We start from the raw sequence: 24,401 nt of genomic DNA on the forward strand, positions 1-24,401 counted from the left end.
AAGAACTCCTGTTTTCACGGGAGTTCTTTTCATTGTTTTTTACATAGAATAATTTGGCGCCTCATTAGTAATTTGTACATCATGAGGATGGCTTTCTTTCAAACCAGCACCAGACATTTCAATAAATTGAGCATTATCATGCAACTCTTTAAGGTTAGCTGCACCACAGTAACCCATACCAGAGCGAATACCACCAATCATTTGGAAAACAATATCAGCTGCCGCTCCTTTATAAGCAACACGACCTTCAATTCCTTCTGGAACAAGTTTATTTGCTTCATTGACAGAACCTTGGAAGTAACGATCGCTTGAACCTTTCTTCATAGCAGCAATTGATCCCATACCACGGTAAGTCTTAAACTTACGTCCTTGGAAGATTTCAGTTTCGCCTGGAGCTTCATCAGTTCCAGCAAACATTGATCCAAGCATAACTGCATTTCCACCTGCAGCAAGGGCTTTTACAATATCTCCAGAATACTTGATTCCACCGTCAGCAATGATCGTTTTACCATATTCACGCGCAACAGCTGCAGCATCATAGATAGCTGTTACTTGTGGAACACCAACACCAGCAATCACACGAGTAGTACAGATAGAACCTGGTCCAATACCAACCTTGACAACGTCTACACCTGCTTCATAAAGGGCACGCGCTCCCTCAGCAGTAGCAATATTTCCAGCAATCAAAGTACGATCTGGAAAGTGAGCACGAATCTCAGCAATTTTACGCAAGACACCTGCAGAATGACCATGCGCAGTATCAATAACAATCGCATCCGCTCCTGCCTCAAAAAGAGCCTCTGCACGTTCAAATGTATCTGAAGTAACACCTACTGCACCTGCAACTAGAAGACGACCAAACTCATCTTTAGCAGCATTTGGAAACTCAATAACTTTTTCAATATCTTTGATAGTAATCAAACCAGAAAGACGGCCTTCTTCATCTACCAACGGAAGTTTTTCAATACGGTGTTCTTGAAGAATACTCTCAGCTGTTGAAAGATCTGTACCCACAGGAGCAGTCACAAGATTTTCACTAGTCATATGATTTGAGATTGGTTGGTTATAGTCTGAAATAAAACGAAGATCTCGGTTTGTCAAAATACCAACCAATTTACGATTTTCAAGTGTTTCAACAACTGGAACACCACTGATGCGGTAACGACCCATAAGCTCATCTGCTTCAGCAATTGTATGTTCAGGCGTCAAGAAGAAGGGATCAATAATAACTCCATTTTCAGAACGTTTTACCTTACGAACCTCGTCTGCTTGTTGAGCAATTGACATGTTTTTATGGATAACTCCGAGACCGCCTGCACGAGCAATAGCAATGGCCATTTGACTCTCTGTAACTGTGTCCATGGCAGCGGTAATAATTGGGATATTTAAAGTCAAATTATCTGCCAATTTAGTTGTTAAATCTGCATCGTTAGGCAACACATGACTTTCAGCTGGAATAAGCAATACATCATCAAAGGTAAAACCTTTTTTCAAAAATTTAGTGTCCCAATTAGACATTCGAAGTTTCCTCTTTTCTTTCTTTTTGAGCTTGACTCTTTTTATATTGTATCTATCATACCATTCTATAAAAATTTGTCAAATGTTACAGGGGTAAATAAAAAACTATCTTTTCTTCGAGATAGAAATGATAGTTTCTTGTAAAATAAACTTAGTTAAAGTAATGAAGTCCCATTGCCCCTTTAACCTCAGATAGGGTTTGACCTGCAACTTCACGAGCTCTTTCACTACCTTTTTGAAGCATATTATAAACTTCTCCCATATCCTTAGCAAATTCAATACGGCGCTCACGAATAGGACCAAGTTCACGTTCTAATATTTCAAGTAGATAACGCTTGGTCTTCACATCACCAAGACCACCTCGTTGATAATGTTCTTTCATGTCAGCAATTTCTTGAGCATCTTCTGGGCGACCAAAAACATCTAGATAATGGAAAACCATATTTCCCTCAATCTTACCTGGATCTTCCACTCGAATATGATTTGGATCTGTATACATACTCATCACTTTTTTACGCAAAGTATCCGCATCATCAGCTAAATAAATACCGTTATTGAGTGATTTAGACATTTTAGCATTCCCATCCAAACCAGGCAAACGCCCTGCTCTCTCATTTTCTGGATAAATACCTTCTGGTTCTACCAAGACATCACAGTTATATGCATTGTTAAAAGAACGAACAATCTCACGAGTTTGCTCAATCATTGGTTTCTGATCTGTCCCAACAGGAACATAATTGGCCTTAAAGGCTGTGATGTCAGCTGCTTGAGCGATTGGATAGACTAAGAAGCCTGTCGGAATACTTTCTCCAAAGCCTTTCTGAGCAATTTCTGTCTTGACAGTTGGATTACGCTCCAGACGTGCTAATGAAACCAGATTCATATAATACATAGACAACTCAGCCAACTCTGGAATCTGGCTTTGAATAAAGATAGTTGACTTACTTGGATCCAATCCAACTGCAAGGTAATCCAAAGCCACGTTTCCGATAGACTCTACAATGGTTTGAGGATCTTTGGCATGATCTGTCAAGGCTTGTTGGTCAGCCAAGAACACAAACATATCATACTTATCCTCTTCCTGTAATAATACTCGATTTTTGAGACTTCCAACATAATGTCCAATATGCAATTTTCCTGTCGGACGGTCTCCTGTTAAAATAATGGGTTTAGTCATTTTGTTCTCCTTCGATATAGTCCCTTCAATTATAGCATTTTTTTAATGAAATAACCGTAATTTATCAAAATAAATCAGCCTTGCTATTTACGGATTTGTGTAACGTATGCTGTAAATTTAATTTACACAAAATTGACAGATAAAAATTTGAATATTTCTGTATTTTCTAGTAAAATAAATATATTACACATATAGGAGAAAAACATTGCTTACAGTATCTGATGTTTCACTACGTTTTAGTGATCGCAAACTTTTTGATGATGTCAATATCAAATTTACAGAAGGAAATACTTACGGATTAATCGGTGCTAATGGTGCCGGAAAATCAACCTTTTTAAAAATTTTAGCTGGAGATATCGAACCTACTACTGGTCACATCTCTCTTGGCCCAGATGAACGTCTCTCTGTTCTCCGTCAAAATCACTTTGACTATGAAGATGAACGTGCCATTGATGTTGTTATCATGGGAAATGAAAAACTTTATAGCATCATGAAAGAGAAAGATGCCATCTACATGAAGGAAGATTTCTCAGACGAGGACGGGGTTCGTGCTGCCGAACTCGAAGGAGAGTTTGCTGAGCTTGGAGGCTGGGAAGCAGAAAGCGAAGCCTCTCAACTCCTTCAAAACCTAAACATTCCAGAAGAATTACACTACCAAAACATGAGCGAATTGGCCAACGGTGAGAAAGTAAAGGTTCTCCTTGCCAAAGCACTTTTTGGTAAACCTGATGTTCTTCTTTTGGACGAGCCTACCAACGGTTTGGATATCCAATCGATTACTTGGTTAGAAGACTTCTTGATTGACTTTGATAACACAGTTATCGTAGTATCCCACGACCGTCACTTCTTAAACAAAGTATGTACTCACATGGCCGACCTTGACTTTGGAAAAATCAAACTCTATGTCGGAAACTACGACTTCTGGAAGGAATCTTCTGAGCTTGCTGCTAAATTGCTAGCAGACCGTAATGCCAAAGCAGAAGAAAAAATTAAGCAATTGCAAGAATTCGTAGCTCGTTTCTCTGCTAATGCTTCTAAATCAAGACAAGCAACATCACGTAAGAAAATGCTTGATAAGATTGAGCTAGAAGAGATTGTGCCATCTAGTCGCAAATATCCATTTATCAACTTTAAAGCGGAGCGTGAAATTGGTAATGATCTCTTGACAGTAGAAAATCTAACTGTAAAGATTGATGGTGAAACTATTTTAGATAATATCAGCTTTATCTTGCGTCCAGGTGATAAGACAGCTCTTATTGGTCAAAATGACATCCAAACGACTGCATTAATTCGTGCAATCATGGGGGACATTGACTATGAAGGAACTGTCAAGTGGGGAGTAACTACTAGCCGTTCTTACTTGCCAAAAGATAACTCGGCAGATTTTGCAGGAGGAGAGTCAATCCTTGACTGGTTGCGTCAATTCGCAAGTAAAGAAGAAGATGACAATACTTTCCTACGTGGCTTCCTCGGCCGTATGCTCTTCTCTGGAGATGAAGTTAACAAACCTGTCAACGTCTTGTCAGGGGGAGAAAAAGTTCGTGTCATGCTATCAAAACTCATGCTCTTAAAATCAAATGTCCTTGTACTTGATGATCCAACCAATCACTTGGACTTGGAATCTATCTCAAGCTTGAATGATGGATTGAAAAACTTTAAAGAATCAATCATCTTTGCCAGTCATGACCACGAGTTTATTCAAACTTTGGCTAACCATATCATTGTCTTATCTAAAAATGGTGTCATTGACCGTATCGATGAAACCTATGATGAATTCCTAGAAAATGTAGAAGTACAAGCAAAAGTTAAAGAACTTTGGAAAGACTAAATAAAACTTCAAAACTCAGTTGGGTTAACCAGCTGGGTTTTCTAACATTTTATGAGGTAACATGAAATTATTTTTTAAAACATATTGGACCTATTTTGTTTCTTTCATCATTCCCGTAATCATTATGATAGGAGTATATCTATCTCAAGGTATCTACTGGAATAGCGATACATCTCCACTATTAGGAGATGGGTTTCATCAATACGTTATTTTTGATGTAGCTTTACGAAATATCCTACATGGAAATGGTAGTCTGTTTTACACCTTTACAAGTGGCCTTGGATTAAATTTCTATGCCCTATCTAGTTATTACTTGGGTAGTTTCCTTTCACCTCTAGTTTACTTTTTTGATCTAACGAATATGCCAGATGCTGTCTATCTGACAACTCTCTTAAAATTTGGATTGATTGGACTGTCAACTTACTTTAGTTTAAATAATTTATTTCAATTGATTCCTAAGCCTTTAAAACTAGCTTTATCTACTTCATATGCTCTGATGAGTTTCTCTGTCAGTCAATTAGAGATAAAAACCTGGCTGGATGTTTTTATCTTGATTCCTTTAATTATAACTGGTTTACAGCTACTCATCACTGAAAAGAAATTCCTATTGTACTTTACAAGTCTGTCAATCTTATTTATCCAAAACTATTATTTTGGCTATATGACAGCATTGTTTCTTATTTTCTGGTATCTCTGTCAAATTTCTTGGGACTTTAAAACCCGAAAATCATCTTTTCTTGATTTCATAATCACCTCCGTTTTAGCTGGTATGGCTAGTTTGATTCTGACTCTTCCTACTCTGTTTGATTTACAGACACATGGGGAAAAATTGACTGAAGTTACAAAGTTTCAAACTGAAAGTAGCTGGTATCTTGATCTTTTTGCTAAGCAATTCATTGATTCCTTTGATACAACCAAGTATGGGGCTATTCCAATGATTTTTGTAGGACTACTTCCCTTTATTTTGACTATTTTATTTTTTACACTGAAAACTATTAAGTTTCACGTGAAACTTATCTATGCAATCTTCTTTACATTTCTAATTGCAAGCTTTTATATTGAAGCTCTTGATTTATTTTGGCAAGGCATGCATACTCCAAACATGTTTTTACATCGCTATGCTTGGATTTTCTCTACCTTGTTAATTTACACAGCAGCGGAAGTCTTAAATCGTCTAAAAGAAATTAAAATCTGGAATTTTTTAGTTTCGCTTTTTCTTATAGTAACAGGATTTTTAGCTACCATCTATCTAAAATCACATTATTCTTTTTTAACAGATTTGAATATTCTGCTTACTCTTGAATTTTTGGTTGTCTATTCGCTTTTACTCCTTGCAGTTATCAAAAAGTTTATCTCTGTGAATCTGTTTACCATTCTAATCTCGTTATTTATAATAGTTGAAATAAGTTTAAATGCTTCATCTCAAATGGACGGAATTGCTAAAGAATGGGGCTTTGCTTCTCGAAGTGCATATAATCGAGATATCCCAGCTATGGAATCTTTCTCAACATATATTGGAAATCAATTTACTCGTACTGAGAAACTAGAGACTCAGACAGGAAATGACAGTATGAAATTCAACTATAATGGAATCTCTCAATTTTCATCTGTTCGAAATCGTTCAGCAAGCTCTACTTTGGATAAACTTGGGTTTAAATCCTCTGGGACTAATCTTAATCTCCGCTATGCAAATAATAGTATTTTGGCTGATAGTTTATTTGGAATCCAGTACAATATCTCAGAAACCCCTATTGATAAGTATGGTTTCCAAGATATCTATCAAAAAGATAATCTTACCCTATATGAAAATCAATACTCTCTTCCGATTGCATTTGCTAGTCAATCTGTTTACAATGATGTCAAGTTCAATGAACATACCTTAGATAATCAGGCCTCATTTTTAAATCAACTTGCTAACGTCAATTTTGATTATTTTTCTCCAATACCTTATGAAAAAACCGAAAATACTGATGATTTGATTAGTGTTACAAGTTCTTCAAATGAGGATGCAGAAATTCAGTATCAAATTGAAGTACCAGAAAACAGCCAAGTTTATCTTTCTTTCACAAATCTTCACTTTTCTAATGATAAACAAAAGAAGGTTGACATCCTTGTAAATGGTGAAAAAAAGACTTTTACAACTGATAATGTCTTCTCCTTCTTTAATCTAGGCTATACAAAAGAGAAAAAGACTTTCAATATCAATATTAGTTTTCCTGGAAATTCACAAGTATCATTTGAATCTCCTACCTTCTATCGTTTAGATACCCAAACTTTAACTGAGGCAATTCAAAAAATTAAAGAACAACCTGTAACAGTATCAACTTCTAAAAACAAGGTTTTTGCTACATATGATGTCAAACAAGATACATCTATTTTCTTCACCATTCCTTATGACAAAGGTTGGTCTGCCTACCAATATGGTAAGAAAATAGAAATTAAACAAGCTCAAACTGGTTTTATGAAAGTTGATATTCCTAAGGGGAACGGAACTATTACACTTTCCTTCATTCCCAATGGTTTTATTACTGGAGCAATCTGTTCCTTTACTTCTCTCTTACTATTTGGAATCTATAATCACAGACGAAAGTTATCTAAGGCTTAAAAAATCGACCAGTTGATCGATTTTTTAATCTTCTTCCATTTTCTTAGGTTGATAGGCTAGCATGCCTAAACCAGTAAATAGGGCTAATATCACTGCAAGGAAAATGACTTGATGATGAATATTTCCTGTCATAGAGATTGTTTGTCGTAATCCCGAAACTGAATAACTCATTGGTAACCAGGGATTAATAGCTCTAAAGAAATCATTTGTCAAAGTAAGTGGGTAAGTACCTGCACTTGATGCTAACTGTAATAAAAGCAAAATAAGAGAAAAGAAAGCTCCTATACGACTATTCCATGTTGTTAAAGAGGTCACCATAGACATGAATACTAAACTTGTTAGGATAATGAGAATAAATGTTCTCATCTCATGATTAGCAGTTAAACCAATAAGATGAACTCCTCCATATACCAAAATTCCTGCTAAAACAGCTATAATACCATTTATTTCAGCTCGAGATTTCAACCAAGCCCAACGGCTCTCCGGATGACGTCCTGAAGGCAACTTCGCAAAGATCATATTCGTTGATATTGCTGCAACAAAGAGAGCAACTGATATCATATAAGGAGCCATTGCAATTCCATTTACAGGAACTTGGTCATTGTCAGTTTTGGAGAGACTGAGAGGATTTGACAAAATCTCTGCATTTTTAGATTCTGTTGATGCTGACTTGAGTTGATCACTAGCATTACCTAATCCTTGTCCCAAAGAAGCAACTCCTGTCTGTAAACCTTCCAATCCAGAAGTTAACTTTGTTCCACCTTCTGCTAGTTTCCCAGCTCCATCTGCCAATTTATTAGCTCCACTTTCTAATTGAGAAGCACCTGAAAGTAACTGACTAGATTTGTCAGCTAGTCGGCTAGAGCCTGACTGCAATTTATCAACTCCTGCTATCAATTCTTGACTCTTTTGATTCAATTGGTTAGAGCCAGTTGATAATTTTTCAATACCAGACACTAATTCTGGAGTTTTTTCAACTAATTGACCAACTCCTGCTGTCAAGTTAGAAGATTTTTGTGTCAAGGTGTTTGAGCCTGAAACTAGTTGATCCAAACTACCTGTCAAGGTGGCATTTTTTTCACTTAGTTGACTTGCGCCCTGAGAAACTTTATCAACACCTGTAGTATATGTATTTATACCTGATGCAATCGACTGACTAGCAGGAACTAATTTACTAGTAACAGCTCCTTGTATCTCTGTTAATCCACTTGACAACCCTGTCAAAGAAGTAGCAGCAAGCGGTAATACTTGATTAGCTTGATTTTTTAATGTCGAAAGATTAGAAGATTGATTTTGTAAGTTTTCTAAACCTCCCTGTAAACCTTGTACTAAAGCTATAATTAACTGAGCCGATTGAACACTATCAGTCGAATGTTGAGATACAGAAGCGCTTATCTCAGCTTGTTGCTCACTTGTCAATGATTGATAAGCTGCTGTCAATTGAATATTGGCTAATGTAGTCGCTTTATCAGACTGGGCACTTGCTAACATTTGATTAGAAAGAGATACTATACTTGATAAAACAGAATCTAATTGTTTTGTATCTTCAACATCAATATTTTGAATAACTTGATTTAACTGATTCAGACCAGAAGATAATTGATTAATTTGATCTTTTTTCCCAGACGAAGCATCTAACTTGCTAGAAAGTTGTTGAATCCCTTCACTTAATTGCTCCACCCCCATTCGAAGTGTAGCTGATTGATTAGATAACTGATGAGCACCTGTTGCAAGATTTCCCACTCCGTTTGTATAAGCACTAACACCAGATGAAAATTGAGTAAGACCAGCATTAAGCTGAGAAACACCGCCAGTATAGGATTCTACACCAGTATATAACTGATTGATTCCTCTTAATAATTCAGGACTTTTAGAAGATAATTGACCTAATCCGCTATCTAATTGACTCACTGCACCAGTATATGTAACTAAACCACTATTAAAATTCCCTAAGGCAAGATGAAGTTGTTCGACACCAGAAACATAAGAGGATAATCCTCTAGTAAACTGTTCCGTTCCATTTGAAAATGTTAAACTTGAATCTGCTAAAGAGTGTAGGTTAGTAGTTAATGTTTGACTTCCTGTCACTAACTGATTCGCTCCATCAGTTAATTTTTCACTACCAGAATCTGCTTGACTCATGCCATCCTTTAAATCGACCATTTTGTTAAATAAAGCTTTAGTATAGGTCTTGGTTACATTGGTAGAAACATTCTGCTTTAATTGTGTCATAGCAGAATCACTCATCTTGCTGGCAATAAAGCTATGACCACTTGAAGTCTGATAATCAATTTGCATTTGCTCTGGATGATCCGTTAAAATAGAAGCTGCTTTTTCAGATAAATCACTTGGTAAAGTCACTACCATATAGTAATCGCCATCTTCCAATCCCTTCTTTCCTTCATCTTCATCCACGAAATGAAAATCCAAGGTTTTATTTTCTTTTAAATTGGACACCATGTCTTTTCCTATTGCCATAGTATTATCATTATAGGAAGCCTCTTTATCATTATTGACAACTGCCACAGGTAAGTCAGACACTTGACCATATGGATCCCACATTGATGACAAAAATATGATATTGTACAGAGCTGGAATAAGAGAAATCCCTATCATGACAATAATAAAGGTTGGTTTTTTAAAAATTGCTTTCCATTCTTTAAACATAGTTTCTCCTTTTTTAAACATATTGTCTAAAATTTTGATATAATAGATTATACATTAAAAAATCTAAATTACAAGATAAAAAATCCATTTTTAGACATATAGTCTAATTTGTTTACAAGGAGGAAATATGCAAGAAAGTAACAAACGCTTAAAAACAAAGCGAACTATTGAAAATGCTATGGTACAATTACTAATGGAACAACCATTTGATCAAATTTCTACTGTCAAGTTAGCAGAAAAAGCCGGAATTAGTCGTTCCAGCTTCTATACTCACTATAAGGATAAGTATGATATGATTGAGCACTATCAAAGTAAGCTATTTCATACATTTGAATATATTTTTCAAAAACATGCTCATCACAAAAGAGACGCTATTTTAGAAGTCTTTGAATATCTGGAATCAGAACCACTTCTGGCTGCCCTTCTTTCTGAAAATGGGACCAAAGAAATCCAAAATTTCTTACGAAATAAACTTCATATCATGCTCAGTACAGATTTACAAAAGCGATTTATGCAACTGAATCTCAATACCACTGAATTAGAATATAGTAGTATTTATCTAACTCATGCACTTTTTGGTGTCTGCCAAACTTGGATTGCACACGGAAAAAAAGAAAGTCCTCAAGAAATAACAGACTTCCTTATGAAGATGCTTGGTGATACAAATTGATACAAAAAGAGGAACACAGCTGTGTTCCCTTTTATCTATACTCCGCCAGTAGGACTCGAACCTACGACATCATGATTAACAGTCATGCGCTACTACCAACTGAGCTATGGCGGATAAAATAGTCCGTACGGGATTCGAACCCGTGTTACCGCCGTGAAAAGGCGGTGTCTTAACCCCTTGACCAACGGACCTTCTATCTGTAGCAGATATAACCATTATATCAATTTCTTGCTAATTGTCAATTACTTTTGAGATTTTTTCTCTAAAATATCTTTTAATTTTCTAATTTTTAACCTTGAAATAGGACAGCGATGATCTTCATAGAAAACAACTTCTAGATTCTTTCGGTCAATTTCTCTGATATTGCCTATATTTACTAAAAATGACTTATGAGGGGAATAAAATCGCTGAGTATGTTTGTCCTTTTCCTGAATATCTGTCATGGTACCATAGAACTCTTTGGCAAAATTCTTACCAATAATGCGCAATTTATGAGAGACTCCTGTCGTTTCAATATACAAAATATCATGGTAAGGAATTTTTAAATCATTTCCCTTGTAATTGTAGTCAAAATAATCTACCACATCTTCATTTTCAAGTAACATACTCTTCGTGTAAAAAATATTTTGCTCAATTCTCTTCTTAAACATCTCATCATTGATATCCTTATCAACAAAATCTAGAGCTGATACCTGGTATTTATAGGTGAGAGTCGCAAACTCTGATCGACTGGTGATAAAGACGATAATAGCGTAAGGATTGTAATGACGAATGAGTTGAGCCACTTCAAATCCCTTTTTCTCAATCCCATGAATATCGATGTCTAAGAAATAAAGCTGATTTACTTCATCGTTTTCAATGTATTCTTCAAATTCACGGACTTTTCCCGTTGTCTTGTATGATATTGGAATATTCGATTCTTTCGAAATTTCATCCAATATTCTCTCTAGTCTCACTTGATGTTCAATAACATCCTCTAAAATTAAAACTTTCATTCAAATTCCCTCTTAAATCTAATAATTTGTCTAAATGTACTGCCTTCCATCTCTGTTTCTAAAATGATGTTGTTGTACTTATCTAGTAGTTCTTTCACATTATTTAATCCGACTCCTCGATTTCTTCCCTTAGTGGAGAATCCTAAGGCAAATAGATCTTCTGAAGGAGTCATCGTCATTTTACATGAATTCTGAATCACAATAACTGTTTCAGTTTCCATCTTAATAACTGCTACTTCCATCTGCTTTTTATAGCTATCAGCCGATCCTTCGACAGCATTGTTCAATAAAACGCTCATGATACGAACCAAATCCAATAGTTCAATTGGGAGCTTGGTAATCGTATCTTTTACTTCCAGTGTAAACTCCACACCGTTATTTCGAGCATAGACAATTGACTGAGCAACCAAACTTCGTAAAGCTGAGTCTTCTATGTTGTTCAAATCAAAGTAAGTGTACTTATCTGAACGCAGTTTATGATTGGCTTTGACCAAAACTTCATTGTAAATTCTGTCAATTTCCTGTAAATCACCACTGTCAATTGCCATCTGCATGCTGACAAGCATACCAGCATAGTCATGTCGAAAACCACGAATTTCATTATACAGACCGACAATTTCATCTGTATAATTCTGTAAATGTTTCTGTTCAAATTTCTTCTGCTTCAACGCAATCTCTTTCTCCATTTGTTCTTTATGAGAATTCATTGCAAAGAAGGTCAAAAATAGAGAGATAAAGACAATAGATGACAAAATACTTCCAAAACTATTCAAATGTTTAATCGTACTTACCATATCAGAAACGAAAGATACAATATGTAGCAATAGTAAAGCAAAAAATACTTTTTTCAAGAAAGGATAAAGGTAGTCCTTGTCAAAATAGATTAGTTCCAAATGGAAATAATGAATTATTTTTAAGACAACAAAATAGGTTAACACCGTTACAACGAAAAAGAATGGGTAATAATGTTGTAAAACAAAATTGTCTCCTGTTATAGAGGAGAAAGTTACGGACAGAAAGTTATGAGTGCTCTCATATAAAAGAGATAGTAGTAAACTTAGAAATAGTCCTCTATCCCTCTCATACTGTTTAATCCATCGAAAATAGGAATATAAGCCCAAAGGAAGTAAAAATGTTGCAGTCCCTAACCCATCCAAATTTAGAAGATAAAAGGAAAGTTCAAGTACTACTTCTACTAGTAATGTATAAGCACCAAAAACGTATAGCTCTTTTCTATTTATTTGACCTTTACAAATTAAATGGTAACTGTAACTAATAATTAAAAAATGACCAATAACTGTCCCAAATCCAAGTAAATTCATTACTCTTTCTCCTTATTTCATTACTTTTTTCGTTGGAAAAGAAAATCAAGGATGAGGTCTGAAACTCTACTTTCCCCACCTTGAATCTCCTGCAAGTCTTTTTCCTTCAAGGCTACAAACTGTTCCAATTTAACTGTGTTTTTCATAATAAAATCTCCTAAAATGTTTTTTTTTTGTAAGCTAACTTACAAAAACCATTATACAAAATGGAATTTCATTTTAGATAAAATTCTCTCAACTGTCATTTTTTTCTCCCCAAGTGTACTTTTTTAAGAAAAAAGCCGGGAAAATTCCCAGCTTTGCTACTATATTGATCCCAGCAGGATTCGAACCTGCGACCGTTCGCTTAGAAGGCGAATGCTCTATCCAGCTGAGCTATGAGACCTAACACCATTATTCTACCAAAAATTCAATTAAAAGTCAATTTTCTATTTATGATAGGGCGAACCCTGCTGAATCGTAAAAGCGCGATAGATTTGTTCAACAAGAACTAGTCTCATTAACTGATGGGGCAAGGTTAAACGGCCAAAACTAACAGAAAGATTAGCTCTCTTTTTTACATCCTGTGCTAACCCCAGACTCCCTCCAATAATAAATGTAAGAGTAGAAAATCCTTTTATAGAAGCTTCTTCTAATTGTTTACTAAATTCTTCTGATGAGAACATTTTCCCTTCGATAGCCAACACAATAACGAAATCACGGTCACCAACTTTTGATAAAATTCTCTGCCCTTCTATTTCTAAAATCTTTTGATTTTCTGACTCACTGGCTTTATCTGGTGTTTTTTCATCTGCTAGCTCAATCATTTCAAGCTTAGCAAATCGAGAAATTCGTTTTGAATACTCCGCGATACCATCTTTTAAATACTTTTCTTTCAGTTTCCCAACTGTTACAATTTTAATTTTCATGACTCTATTCTAACATATTCTCTATTTTTTCACATCTTATTCACAAAATAAAAAATAGATTTCAATTGAGAAAATCACAGTTTTAAAAGAGTTATCCACAGTTTGTGTAAAACTTTTGTGTTTAAGTTATAATTAAGCTAGTCAGTTTATACTTTCAGTAATTCAAAAATATGGAGGCAAATATGAAACATTTAAAAACATTTTACAAAAAAGGGTTTCAATTATTAGTCGTTATCGTCATTAGCTTTTTTAGTGGAGCCTTGGGTAGTTTTTCAATAGCTCAACTAACTCAAAAAAGTAGTGTAAGCAACTCTAATAACAATAGCACCATTACACAGACTGCCTATAAGAACGAAAATTCAACAACACAGGCTGTTAACAAAGTAAAAGATGCTGTTGTTTCCGTTATTACTTATTCAGCAAATAGACAAAATAGCGTATTTGGCAATGATGATACTGACACAGATTCTCAGCAAATCTCTAGTGAAGGATCTGGAGTTATTTATAAAAAGAATGATAAAGAAGCTTACATCGTCACCAACAATCACGTTATAAATGGCGCCAGCAAAGTAGATATTCGATTGTCAGATGGAACTAAAGTACCTGGAGAAATCGTCGGAGCTGACACTTTCTCTGATATTGCTGTCGTCAAAATCTCTTCAGAAAAAGTTACAACAGTAGCTGAGTTTGGTGATTCTAGCAAGTTAACCGTAGGAGAAACTGCTATTGCCATTGGTAGCCCGTTAGGTTCTGAATATGCAAATACTGTTACTCAAGGTATCGTATCTAGTCTCAATCGAAATGTATCCTTAAAATCTGAAGATGGACAAGCCATTTCTACAAAAGCCATCCAAACTGATACTGCTATTAACCCAGGTAACTCTGGTGGCCCACTGATCAATATTCAAGGACAGGTTATCGGAATTACCTCAAGTAAAATTGCCACAAATGGAGGAACATCTGTAGAGGGTCTTGGTTTCGCAATTCCTGCAAATGATGCTATCAATATTATTGAACAGTTAGAAAAGAACGGAAAAGTGACGCGTCCAGCTTTGGGAATCCAGATGGTTAATTTATCTAATATAAGTACAAGCGACATCAGAAGACTCAATATTCCAAGTAATGTTACATCTGGCGTAGTTGTTCGTTCTGTACAAAGTAATATGCCTGCCAATGGTCACCTCGAAAAATACGATGTGATTACAAAAGTGGATGATAAAGATATTGCTTCATCAACAGACTTACAAAGTGCTCTTTACAATCATTCTATCGGAGACACCATTAAGATTACTTACTATCGTAACGGTAAAGAAGAAACTACATCCATCAAGCTTGACAAGAGTTCAGGTGATTTAGAATCTTAATTGACATCTATGTAAAGAAAACTTTACATAAGAGAAAAGATGTGTTAGTGTAGAATCATGGAAAAATTTGAAATGATTTCTATCACGGATATACAAAAAAATCCCTATCAACCCCGAAAAGAATTTGATAGAGAAAAACTAGATGAACTAGCACAGTCTATCAAAGAAAATGGACTCATTCAACCGATTATTGTTCGTCAATCTCCTGTTATTGGTTATGAAATCCTTGCAGGAGAAAGACGCTATCGGGCTTCACTTTTAGCTGGTCTAAGGTCTATCCCAGCTGTTGTTAAACAGCTTTCAGATCAAGAGATGATGGTCCAATCCATCATTGAAAATTTACAGAGAGAAAATTTAAATCCAATAGAAGAAGCACGCGCTTATGAATCTCTCGTAGAGAAAGGATTCACCCATGCTGAAATTGCAGATAAAATGGGCAAGTCTCGTCCATATATTAGCAACTCCATTCGTTTGCTTTCCTTACCAGATGCTATCCTCTCAGAAGTAGAAAATGGCAAACTATCACAAGCACATGCTCGTTCGCTAGTTGGATTGAATAAGGAACAACAAGACTATTTCTTTCAACGGGTTATAGAAGAAGATATTTCTGTAAGGAAATTAGAAGCTCTTCTGACAGAGAAAAAACAAAAGAAACAGCAAAAAAATGATCATTTCATACAAAATGAAGAAGAACAGTTAAAAAAACTACTCGGATTAGATGTAGAAATTAAACTATCTAAAAAAGATAGTGGAAAAATCATTATTTCTTTTTCAAATCAAGAAGAATATAGTAGAATTATCAACAGCCTGAAATAAGGCTGTTCTTTTATTTTTTTATCTCACAAGGTTATCCACTATTTTTTTCGATAAAAAGCTTAATAAATCAATAGTTTCTGACTTTATCCCCAACCTGTGGATAAAACTTGATAACATTGTGGATTATTTTTCACAGCTTGTGGAAAATTCTTACTATCTATGGTAAAATAGGTCTAGTATTAAACTTTTAAATAGTAAAGGAGGAGAAAGGATTGAAAGAAAAACAATTTTGGAATCGTATATTAGAATTTGCTCAAGAAAGACTGACTCGATCCATGTATGATTTCTATGCTATTCAAGCTGAACTCATCAAGGTAGAGGAAAATGTTGCCACTATATTTTTACCACGATCTGAAATGGAAATGGTCTGGGAAAAACAACTAAAAGATATTATTGTAGTTGCTGGATTTGAAATTTATGATGCTGAGATTACTCCTCACTATATTTTCACTAAACCTCAAGATACGGCTATCTCACAAGTTGAAGAAGCTACAAATTCAACTCTTTATGACTATAGTCCAAAGTTAGCATCTATTCCTTATTCGGATACGGGATTAAAAGAAAAGTATACCTTTGATAATTTTATTCAAGGGGATGGAAATGTTTGGGCAGTATCAGCCGCTTTGGCTGTCTCTGAAGATTTGGCCTTGACCTATAATCCTCTTTTTATCTATGGAGGACCTGGGCTTGGTAAGACTCACCTGTTAAACGCTATTGGAAATGAAATTCTAAAAAATATTCCAAATGCGCGTGTTAAATATATTCCTGCCGAAAGCTTTATCAATGACTTTCTTGATCACCTAAGACTTGGGGAAATGGAAAAGTTTAAAAAGACCTATCGTAGTCTTGATCTTTTGTTAATCGATGATATCCAGTCACTCAGCGGAAAAAAAGTCGCAACTCAGGAAGAATTTTTCAATACCTTTAACGCCCTTCATGACAAGCAAAAACAGATTGTCCTAACCAGTGATCGTAGTCCAAAACATCTAGAAGGGCTCGAGGAGAGGCTTGTCACGCGCTTTAGTTGGGGATTGACACAAACTATCACCCCCCCTGACTTTGAAACACGTATTGCCATTTTACAAAGTAAAACGGAACATTTAGGCTACAATTTTCAAAGTGATACTCTAGAATACCTAGCTGGGCAATTTGACTCAAATGTTCGAGATCTTGAGGGAGCTATCAATGACATCACTTTAATTGCCAGAGTAAAAAACATCAAGGATATCACTATTGATATTGCTGCAGAAGCTATTAGAGCTCGCAAACAAGATGTTAGCCAAATGCTCGTCATCCCAATTGACAAAATCCAAAATGAAGTTGGTAACTTTTATGGTGTTAGTATCAAAGAAATGAAAGGAAGCAGACGCCTTCAAAATATTGTTTTAGCCCGTCAAGTAGCCATGTATTTATCTAGAGAACTGACAGATAATAGTCTTCCAAAAATTGGGAAGGAATTTGGAGGAAAAGATCATACAACAGTCATTCATGCCCATGCAAAAATTAAATCTTTGATTGATGAAGACGATAATTTACGTTTAGAAATTGAATCAATCAAAAAGAAAATCAAATAACTTGTGGATAACTTTCGCTTTTTTATCTTTTTTATCCACATTTTTTAAACAAGCTAAAAAACTTGATATGACTTACTTTTAGTCTGTTTTCCACAGATTTCACAGACTCTATTATTACTATTATCCTTCTAATATTAAAAATAAATAAAGGAGAATCCATGATTCATTTTTCAATTAATAAAAATTTATTTCTACAAGCCTTAAATATTACTAAGAGAGCTATTAGTTCTAAAAATGCCATTCCTATTTTATCAACAGTAAAAATTGACGTGACCAACGAAGGTGTTACTTTAATTGGTTCAAATGGTCAGATTTCAATTGAAAATTTTATTTCTCAAAAAAATGAAGATGCTGGTTTGTTAATTACTTCTTTAGGTTCGATTCTTCTTGAAGCTTCTTTCTTTATCAATGTAGTATCTAGTCTACCTGATGTGACTCTTGATTTTAAAGAAATTGAACAAAATCAAATTGTTTTAACCAGTGGAAAATCAGAAATTACCCTAAAAGGAAAAGATAGCGAACAGTACCCACGAATCCAAGAAATTTCAGCAAGCACTCCTTTGGTTCTTGAAACAAAATTACTCAAGAAAATTATCAATGAAACAGCTTTTGCTGCAAGTACACAAGAGAGTCGTCCAATTTTGACAGGTGTTCATTTTGTATTGAGTCAACACAAAGAGTTAAAAACAGTGGCAACAGACTCTCATCGTCTAAGCCAGAAAAAATTGACTCTTGAAAAAAATAGTGATGATTTTGCTGTCGTAATCCCTAGCCGTTCTCTACGCGAATTTTCAGCGGTATTTACAGATGATATTGAAACTGTAGAGATTTTCTTTGCTAACAATCAAATCCTCTTTAGAAGTGAAAATATTAGTTTCTACACACGTTTGTTAGAAGGAAACTATCCTGACACAGATCGCTTGATTCCAACAGACTTTAACACCACTATTACTTTTGATGTGGTAAACTTACGCCAGTCAATGGAACGTGCTCGTCTTTTATCAAGTGCGACTCAAAATGGTACTGTGAAACTTGAAATTAAAGATGGGGTTGTTAGTGCCCATGTTCACTCTCCAGAAGTTGGTAAAGTAAACGAAGAAATCGATACTGACCAGGTTACTGGGGATGATTTGACCATTAGTTTCAACCCAACTTACTTGATTGATTCTCTTAAAGCTTTAAATAGCGAAAAGGTGACCATTAGCTTTATCTCAGCTGTTCGTCCATTTACTCTTGTGCCAGCAGATACTGACGAAGACTTCATGCAGCTCATTACACCAGTTCGTACTAATTAAGTGAAAGAGGTTGAGCTTAGCTCGCCTCTTTTATGATATAATCGAAAAAGAAAAGGAGAGTAGTATGTATCAAGTTGGAAATTTTGTTGAAATGAAAAAACCACATGCTTGTACTATCAAGTCAACAGGAAAAAAAGCTAATCGTTGGGAAATTACACGTGTGGGAGCAGATATCAAAATAAAATGCAGTAATTGTGACCATGTTGTCATGATGGGACGCTATGATTTTGATCGAAAAATGAATAAAATTATTGACTGAGAACCCTTAGTTAGAGGGTTAGCACTTTATCCCTTTTTGTGTTATAATATTAGGGATTGAAATGAAAACGGAGAATGAGAAATATGGCTTTGACAGCAGGTATCGTTGGTTTGCCAAACGTTGGTAAATCAACACTATTTAATGCAATTACAAAAGCAGGAGCAGAGGCAGCAAACTACCCATTTGCGACGATTGATCCAAACGTTGGAATGGTTGAAGTTCCAGATGAACGCCTACAAAAACTAACTGAAATGATTATTCCTAAAAAGACAGTTCCCACAACATTTGAATTTACAGATATTGCAGGGATTGTAAAAGGAGCTTCAAAAGGAGAAGGGCTAGGGAATAAATTCTTGGCCAATATTCGTGAAGTAGATGCGATTGTTCACGTAGTTCGTGCTTTTGATGATGAAAATGTCATGCGCGAGCAAGGACGTGAAGACGCCTTTGTAGATCCACTTGCAGATATTGATACAATTAATCTGGAATTGATTCTTGCTGACTTAGAATCAGTCAATAAGCGTTATGCACGTGTAGAAAAGATGGCACGTACGCAAAAAGATAAGGAATCAGTAGCAGAGTTTAATGTTCTTCAAAAAATTAAACCAGTCCTTGAAGATGGGAAATCAGCACGTACCATTGAATTCACAGATGAGGAACAAAAGGTTGTCAAAGGTCTCTTCCTTTTGACGACTAAACCAGTTCTCTATGTTGCTAATGTAGATGAGGATGTAGTTTCAGATCCAGATTCTATCGACTATGTCAAACAAATTCGTGAATTTGCAGCGACAGAAAATGCTGAAGTAGTCGTTATTTCTGCGCGTGCTGAGGAAGAAATTTCTGAGTTAGACGATGAAGACAAGCAAGAGTTTCTTGAAGCACTTGGATTGACAGAATCAGGCGTTGACAAGTTGACGCGTGCAGCTTACCACTTGCTTGGATTGGGAACTTACTTCACAGCTGGTGAAAAAGAAGTTCGCGCTTGGACCTTCAAACGTGGTATGAAGGCTCCTCAAGCAGCTGGTATTATCCACTCAGACTTTGAAAAAGGCTTTATTCGTGCAGTAACCATGTCATACGATGATTTGGTGAAATATGGATCTGAAAAGGCCGTAAAAGAAGCTGGACGTTTGCGTGAAGAGGGAAAAGAATATATCGTTCAAGATGGCGATATCATGGAATTCCGCTTTAATGTCTAAAAAATTAATAAATTGTGTCAATTAGGTTGGAAAAAAATTCCAACCCTTTTGGCTTTTGAAAGGAAAAATAAATGACCAAATTACTTGTAGGCTTGGGAAATCCAGGGGATAAATATTTTGAAACAAAACACAATGTTGGTTTTATGTTGATTGATCAACTAGCGAAAAAACAGAATGTCACTTTTACACACGATAAGATATTTCAAGCTGACCTAGCATCCTTTTTCCTAAATGGAGAAAAAATTTATCTTGTCAAACCAACGACCTTTATGAATGAAAGTGGAAAAGTAGTTCATGCTTTATTGACTTACTATAGTTTGGATATTGAAGATTTACTCGTCATTTACGACGACCTTGACATGGAAGTTGGGAAAATTCGTTTAAGAGCAAAGGGCTCAGCAGGTGGTCACAATGGTATTAAGTCTATTATTCAACATATTGGAACTCAGGTCTTTAACCGTGTTAAGATTGGAATCGGAAGACCTAAAAATGGTATGTCAGTTGTTCACCATGTTTTGAGTAAGTTTGACAAGGATGATTATATTGATATTTTACAGTCTATTGACAAGGTTGACGATTCTGTAAACTACTATTTACAAGAGAAAAATTTTGAGAAAACAATGCAGAGGTATAATGGATAAATGGTGACCTTATTAGACTTATTCTCAGAAAATGATCAGATTAAAAAATGGTATCAAAATCTGACAGATAAGAAAAGACAACTAATACTTGGTTTATCAACGTCTACTAAGGCTCTTGCAATTGCAAGTAGTCTAGAAAAAGAAGATAAGATTGTGTTACTGACGTCCACTTATGGAGAGGCAGAAGGACTGGTTAGTGATCTTATCACTATCTTGGGTGAGGAACTTGTTTATCCGTTTTTGGTAGATGACTCCCCTATGGTCGAGTTTTTGATGTCTTCACAAGAAAAAATCATTTCACGGGTTGAAGCCTTGCGTTTTTTGACTGATTCATCTAAGAAAGGGATTTTAGTTTGTAATATCGCAGCAAGTCGATTGATTTTACCGTCTCCAAATGTATTCAAAGATAGTATTGTAAAAATAACAGTTGGTGAAGAATATGACCAACACGTGCTTATCCATCAGTTAAAGGAAATAGGCTATCGAAAAGTTACTCAAGTACAAACTCAGGGTGAATTTAGTCTGCGAGGAGATATTTTAGATATTTTTGAAATATCCCAGTTAGAACCTTGCCGAATTGAGTTTTTTGGTGATGAAATTGATGGTATTAGGTCATTTGAAGTAGAAACACAACTATCAAAAGAAAATCAGACAGAACTCACCATTTTTCCAGCTAGTGATATGCTTTTGAGAGAAAAGGATTATCAACGAGGTCAGTCAGTTTTAGAAAAACAAATTTCAAAGACTTTATCACCTATTTTAAAATCATACTTAGAAGAAATTCTTTCAAGTTTTCACCAAAAACAAATTCATTCTGATTCACGGAAATTTTTATCTTTATGCTATGATAAGACATGGACTGTATTTGACTATATTGAAAAAGATACTCCAATATTCTTTGATGATTATCAAAAATTAATGAATCAGTATGAAGTCTTTGAAAGAGAATTAGCACAATACTTTACAGAAGAATTACAGAACAGTAAAGCATTTTCTGAGATGCAGTATTTTGCTGATACAGAGCAAATCTATAAAAAACAGAGTCCGGTGACCTTTTTCTCTAATCTGCAAAAGGGTTTAGGAAATCTCAAGTTTGATCAAATTTATCAATTTAATCAATATCCTATGCAGGAGTTTTTCAATCAATTTTCTTTTCTAAAAGAAGAAATTGAGCGATATAAAAAAATGAATTACACCATTATTCTGCAGTTTAGCAATTCAATGGGAAGTAAGGCATTGGAGGATATGTTAGAGGAATATCAGATTAAATTGGATTCCAGAGATAAGTCAAGTATCTGTAAAGAATCTGTAAACTTAATAGAGGGTAATCTCAGACGTGGTTTTCATTTTGTAGATGAAAAGATTTTATTGATAACTGAACATGAGATTTTTCAAAAGAAATTAAAACGTCGTTTTCGAAGACAACATGTTTCAAACGCAGAGAGATTAAAAGATTACAATGAACTTGAAAAAGGAGATTACGTTGTTCACCATATCCATGGAATTGGTCAATATCTAGGGATTGAAACAATTGAAATCAAAGGGATTCACCGTGATTATGTTAGTGTTCAATACCAAAACGGGGATCAAATCTCTATTCCAGTAGAACAGATTCATCTATTGTCTAAATATGTTTCAAGTGATGGGAAAGCTCCAAAACTCAATAAATTAAATGACGGTCATTTTAAAAAAGCCAAGCAAAAAGTTAAGAACCAGGTAGAGGATATAGCTGACGATTTAATTAAACTCTATTCTGAACGTAGTCAGTTGAAGGGCTTTGCTTTCTCAGCCGATGATGAAGGGCAAGATGCTTTTGATGATGCCTTCCCTTATGTTGAAACGGATGATCAACTTCGTAGTATCGAGGAAATCAAGAGAGATATGCAGGCTTCTCAGCCAATGGATCGACTTTTAGTTGGGGATGTTGGTTTTGGAAAGACTGAAGTTGCAATGCGTGCAGCCTTTAAGGCTGTCAATGATCACAAACAGGTTGTCGTTCTAGTTCCGACGACTGTTTTAGCGCAACAGCACTATACCAATTTTAAGGAACGATTCCAAAATTTTGCAGTTAATATTGATGTGTTGAGTCGCTTTAGAAGTAAAAAAGAGCAGACTGAAACACTTGAAAAATTGAAAAACGGTCAAGTTGATATCTTGATTGGAACTCATCGTGTTTTGTCAAAAGATGTTGTGTTTGCTGATTTAGGCTTGATGATTATTGATGAGGAACAGCGATTTGGTGTCAAGCATAAGGAAACCTTGAAAGAACTGAAGAAACAAGTGGATGTCCTAACTTTGACCGCTACTCCAATCCCTCGTACCCTCCATATGTCTATGCTGGGAATCAGAGATTTGTCTGTTATTGAAACTCCGCCGACTAATCGTTATCCAGTGCAAACCTATGTTTTGGAAAAGAATGAGAGTGTCATTCGTGATGCTGTTTTGCGTGAAATGGAGCGTGGAGGTCAAGTTTACTACCTTTACAACAAAGTTGACACGATTGACCAGAAGGTTTCAGAATTACAGGAGTTGATTCCAGAGGCTTCGATTGGATATGTTCATGGTCGAATGAGTGAAATCCAGTTGGAAAATACTCTACTAGACTTTATTGAGGGACAATACGATATCTTGGTGACGACTACCATTATTGAGACAGGGGTGGACATTCCAAATGCTAATACTTTATTTATTGAAAATGCGGACCATATGGGCTTGTCAACCTTGTATCAGTTAAGAGGAAGAGTCGGTCGTAGTAATCGTATTGCTTATGCCTATCTCATGTATCGTCCAGAAAAATCGATTAGTGAAGTCTCTGAAAAGAGATTAGAAGCGATTAAAGGATTTACAGAATTGGGATCTGGATTTAAGATTGCTATGCGAGATCTTTCGATTCGTGGAGCAGGGAATCTCCTAGGAAAATCCCAGTCTGGTTTCATTGATTCTGTTGGTTTTGAATTGTATTCGCAGTTATTAGAGGAAGCTATTGCTAAACGAAACGGTAATGCTAACACTAATACAAGAACCAGAGGGAATGCTGAGTTGATTTTGCAAATTGATGCCTATCTTCCTGATACTTATATTTCTGATCAACGACATAAGATTGAAATTTACAAGAAAATTCGTCAAATTGACAACCGTGTCAATTATGAAGAGTTACAAGAGGAGTTGATAGACCGTTTTGGAGAATACCCAGATGTAGTAGCCTATCTTTTAGAGATTGGTTTAGTCAAGTCATATTTGGACAAGGTATTTGTTCAACGTGTGGAAAGAAAAGATAATAAAATTACAGTTCAATTTGAAAAAGTCACTCAACGACTGTTTTTAGCTCAAGATTATTTTAAAGCTTTATCCGCAACGAACTTAAAAGCAGGCATCGCTGAGAATAAGGGATTAATGGAGCTTGTATTTGATGTCCAAAATAAGAAAGATTATGAAATTTTAGAAGGTCTGCTGATTTTTGGAGAAAGTTTATTAGAGATAAAAGAGTCTAAGAAAGAAAATTCCATTTGATATTTTTCTTCTATAAAATAGATAAAAATGGTACAATAATAAGTTGAGGTAAT

The 24,401-nt window shown here is 35.3% G+C and carries 18 protein-coding genes and 3 tRNA genes; 11 read left to right on the forward strand and 10 right to left on the reverse strand.

Features of this window, described 5'->3' with window-relative positions; translation table 11 throughout:
* Positions 1 to 39: 39 nt before the first annotated feature.
* On the reverse strand, positions 40 to 1,518 hold the full coding sequence (guaB, locus tag HT685_RS02370) for an IMP dehydrogenase (RefSeq protein WP_000073430.1): 1,479 nt from the start codon (positions 1,516 to 1,518) through the stop codon (positions 40 to 42).
* A 151-nt stretch (positions 1,519 to 1,669) separates the two neighbouring features.
* The gene (gene trpS, locus HT685_RS02375; RefSeq protein WP_173224834.1) at positions 1,670 to 2,695 is read right to left on the reverse strand and encodes a tryptophan--tRNA ligase; all 1,026 of its coding nucleotides are present in this window, start codon (positions 2,693 to 2,695) and stop codon (positions 1,670 to 1,672) included.
* A gap of 205 nt (positions 2,696 to 2,900) precedes the next feature.
* Between trpS and HT685_RS02380 the strand changes: the two genes are divergently transcribed.
* Together HT685_RS02380 and HT685_RS02385 are read left to right on the forward strand one after the other, a co-directional pair.
* On the forward strand, positions 2,901 to 4,523 hold the full coding sequence (locus HT685_RS02380; RefSeq protein WP_173251461.1) for an ATP-binding cassette domain-containing protein: 1,623 nt from the start codon (positions 2,901 to 2,903) through the stop codon (positions 4,521 to 4,523).
* Between the two features lie 61 nt (positions 4,524 to 4,584).
* Positions 4,585 to 7,128 (forward strand): YfhO family protein, encoded by a 2,544-nt coding sequence (locus HT685_RS02385; protein ID WP_173251463.1) that lies wholly within the window; start codon positions 4,585 to 4,587, stop codon positions 7,126 to 7,128.
* 24 nt (positions 7,129 to 7,152) lie between these two features.
* On the opposite strand, the gene HT685_RS02390 is transcribed toward HT685_RS02385, so the two are convergent.
* The gene (locus tag HT685_RS02390) at positions 7,153 to 9,795 is read right to left on the reverse strand and encodes a YhgE/Pip domain-containing protein (RefSeq protein ID WP_173251466.1); all 2,643 of its coding nucleotides are present in this window, start codon (positions 9,793 to 9,795) and stop codon (positions 7,153 to 7,155) included.
* 127 nt (positions 9,796 to 9,922) lie between these two features.
* On the opposite strand from HT685_RS02390, the gene HT685_RS02395 reads away from it, so the two are divergent.
* Positions 9,923 to 10,465 carry a TetR-like C-terminal domain-containing protein gene (locus HT685_RS02395; RefSeq protein WP_001158275.1) on the forward strand — a complete coding sequence of 181 codons (543 nt, stop codon included), beginning with the start codon at positions 9,923 to 9,925 and terminating at the stop codon, positions 10,463 to 10,465.
* A gap of 40 nt (positions 10,466 to 10,505) precedes the next feature.
* On the opposite strand, the gene HT685_RS02400 is transcribed toward HT685_RS02395, so the two are convergent.
* From HT685_RS02400 to rlmH, 7 genes are all read right to left on the reverse strand, one after another.
* A tRNA-Asn gene (locus HT685_RS02400) sits at positions 10,506 to 10,579 on the reverse strand.
* Between the two features lie 5 nt (positions 10,580 to 10,584).
* Positions 10,585 to 10,656 (reverse strand) — tRNA-Glu (locus HT685_RS02405).
* Positions 10,657 to 10,707: 51 nt separating this feature from the next.
* Positions 10,708 to 11,460, reverse strand: a complete 753-nt coding sequence (gene comE / locus HT685_RS02410; protein ID WP_000866069.1) for a competence system response regulator transcription factor ComE — start codon at positions 11,458 to 11,460, stop codon at positions 10,708 to 10,710.
* Positions 11,457 to 12,782: a competence system sensor histidine kinase ComD gene (comD, locus tag HT685_RS02415; RefSeq protein ID WP_173251468.1), complete on the reverse strand. Its 1,326-nt coding sequence runs from the start codon at positions 12,780 to 12,782 to the stop codon at positions 11,457 to 11,459. The genes comE and comD overlap by 4 nt, the downstream gene beginning before the upstream one ends.
* Before the next feature lie 20 nt (positions 12,783 to 12,802).
* Entirely contained in the window at positions 12,803 to 12,928 is a 126-nt protein-coding gene (gene comC, locus HT685_RS02420; protein WP_101786261.1) for a competence-stimulating peptide ComC, read from the reverse strand.
* A 165-nt stretch (positions 12,929 to 13,093) separates the two neighbouring features.
* Positions 13,094 to 13,167, reverse strand: a tRNA-Arg gene (locus tag HT685_RS02425).
* 43 nt (positions 13,168 to 13,210) lie between these two features.
* Entirely contained in the window at positions 13,211 to 13,690 is a 480-nt protein-coding gene (rlmH, locus tag HT685_RS02430; RefSeq protein WP_173224817.1) for a 23S rRNA (pseudouridine(1915)-N(3))-methyltransferase RlmH, read from the reverse strand.
* Positions 13,691 to 13,872: 182 nt separating this feature from the next.
* On the opposite strand from rlmH, the gene HT685_RS02435 reads away from it, so the two are divergent.
* From HT685_RS02435 to mfd, 8 genes are all read left to right on the forward strand, one after another.
* Complete coding sequence (locus tag HT685_RS02435) at positions 13,873 to 15,054, forward strand: S1C family serine protease (protein WP_050242853.1); 1,182 nt, start codon at positions 13,873 to 13,875, stop codon at positions 15,052 to 15,054.
* 57 nt (positions 15,055 to 15,111) lie between these two features.
* Positions 15,112 to 15,870, forward strand: a complete 759-nt coding sequence (locus HT685_RS02440; protein ID WP_050252627.1) for a ParB/RepB/Spo0J family partition protein — start codon at positions 15,112 to 15,114, stop codon at positions 15,868 to 15,870.
* Between the two features lie 212 nt (positions 15,871 to 16,082).
* A complete protein-coding gene (dnaA, locus tag HT685_RS02445) occupies positions 16,083 to 17,444 on the forward strand; it encodes a chromosomal replication initiator protein DnaA (RefSeq protein ID WP_050242855.1) in 1,362 nt (453 codons plus the stop codon).
* Between the two features lie 158 nt (positions 17,445 to 17,602).
* The gene (dnaN, locus tag HT685_RS02450) at positions 17,603 to 18,739 is read left to right on the forward strand and encodes a DNA polymerase III subunit beta (RefSeq protein WP_173224814.1); all 1,137 of its coding nucleotides are present in this window, start codon (positions 17,603 to 17,605) and stop codon (positions 18,737 to 18,739) included.
* 64 nt (positions 18,740 to 18,803) lie between these two features.
* Entirely contained in the window at positions 18,804 to 18,998 is a 195-nt protein-coding gene (locus tag HT685_RS02455) for a DUF951 family protein (protein ID WP_000285186.1), read from the forward strand.
* A gap of 83 nt (positions 18,999 to 19,081) precedes the next feature.
* Complete coding sequence (ychF, locus tag HT685_RS02460) at positions 19,082 to 20,197, forward strand: redox-regulated ATPase YchF (protein WP_173224811.1); 1,116 nt, start codon at positions 19,082 to 19,084, stop codon at positions 20,195 to 20,197.
* Between the two features lie 71 nt (positions 20,198 to 20,268).
* On the forward strand, positions 20,269 to 20,838 hold the full coding sequence (pth, locus tag HT685_RS02465) for an aminoacyl-tRNA hydrolase (RefSeq protein ID WP_173224808.1): 570 nt from the start codon (positions 20,269 to 20,271) through the stop codon (positions 20,836 to 20,838).
* Positions 20,839 to 24,348 (forward strand): transcription-repair coupling factor, encoded by a 3,510-nt coding sequence (mfd, locus tag HT685_RS02470; RefSeq protein WP_173224805.1) that lies wholly within the window; start codon positions 20,839 to 20,841, stop codon positions 24,346 to 24,348.
* Positions 24,349 to 24,401: the final 53 nt, after the last annotated feature.

Source organism: Streptococcus sp. 5004 (assembly GCF_013276755.1).
Classification (GTDB): Bacteria; Bacillota; Bacilli; order Lactobacillales; family Streptococcaceae; genus Streptococcus.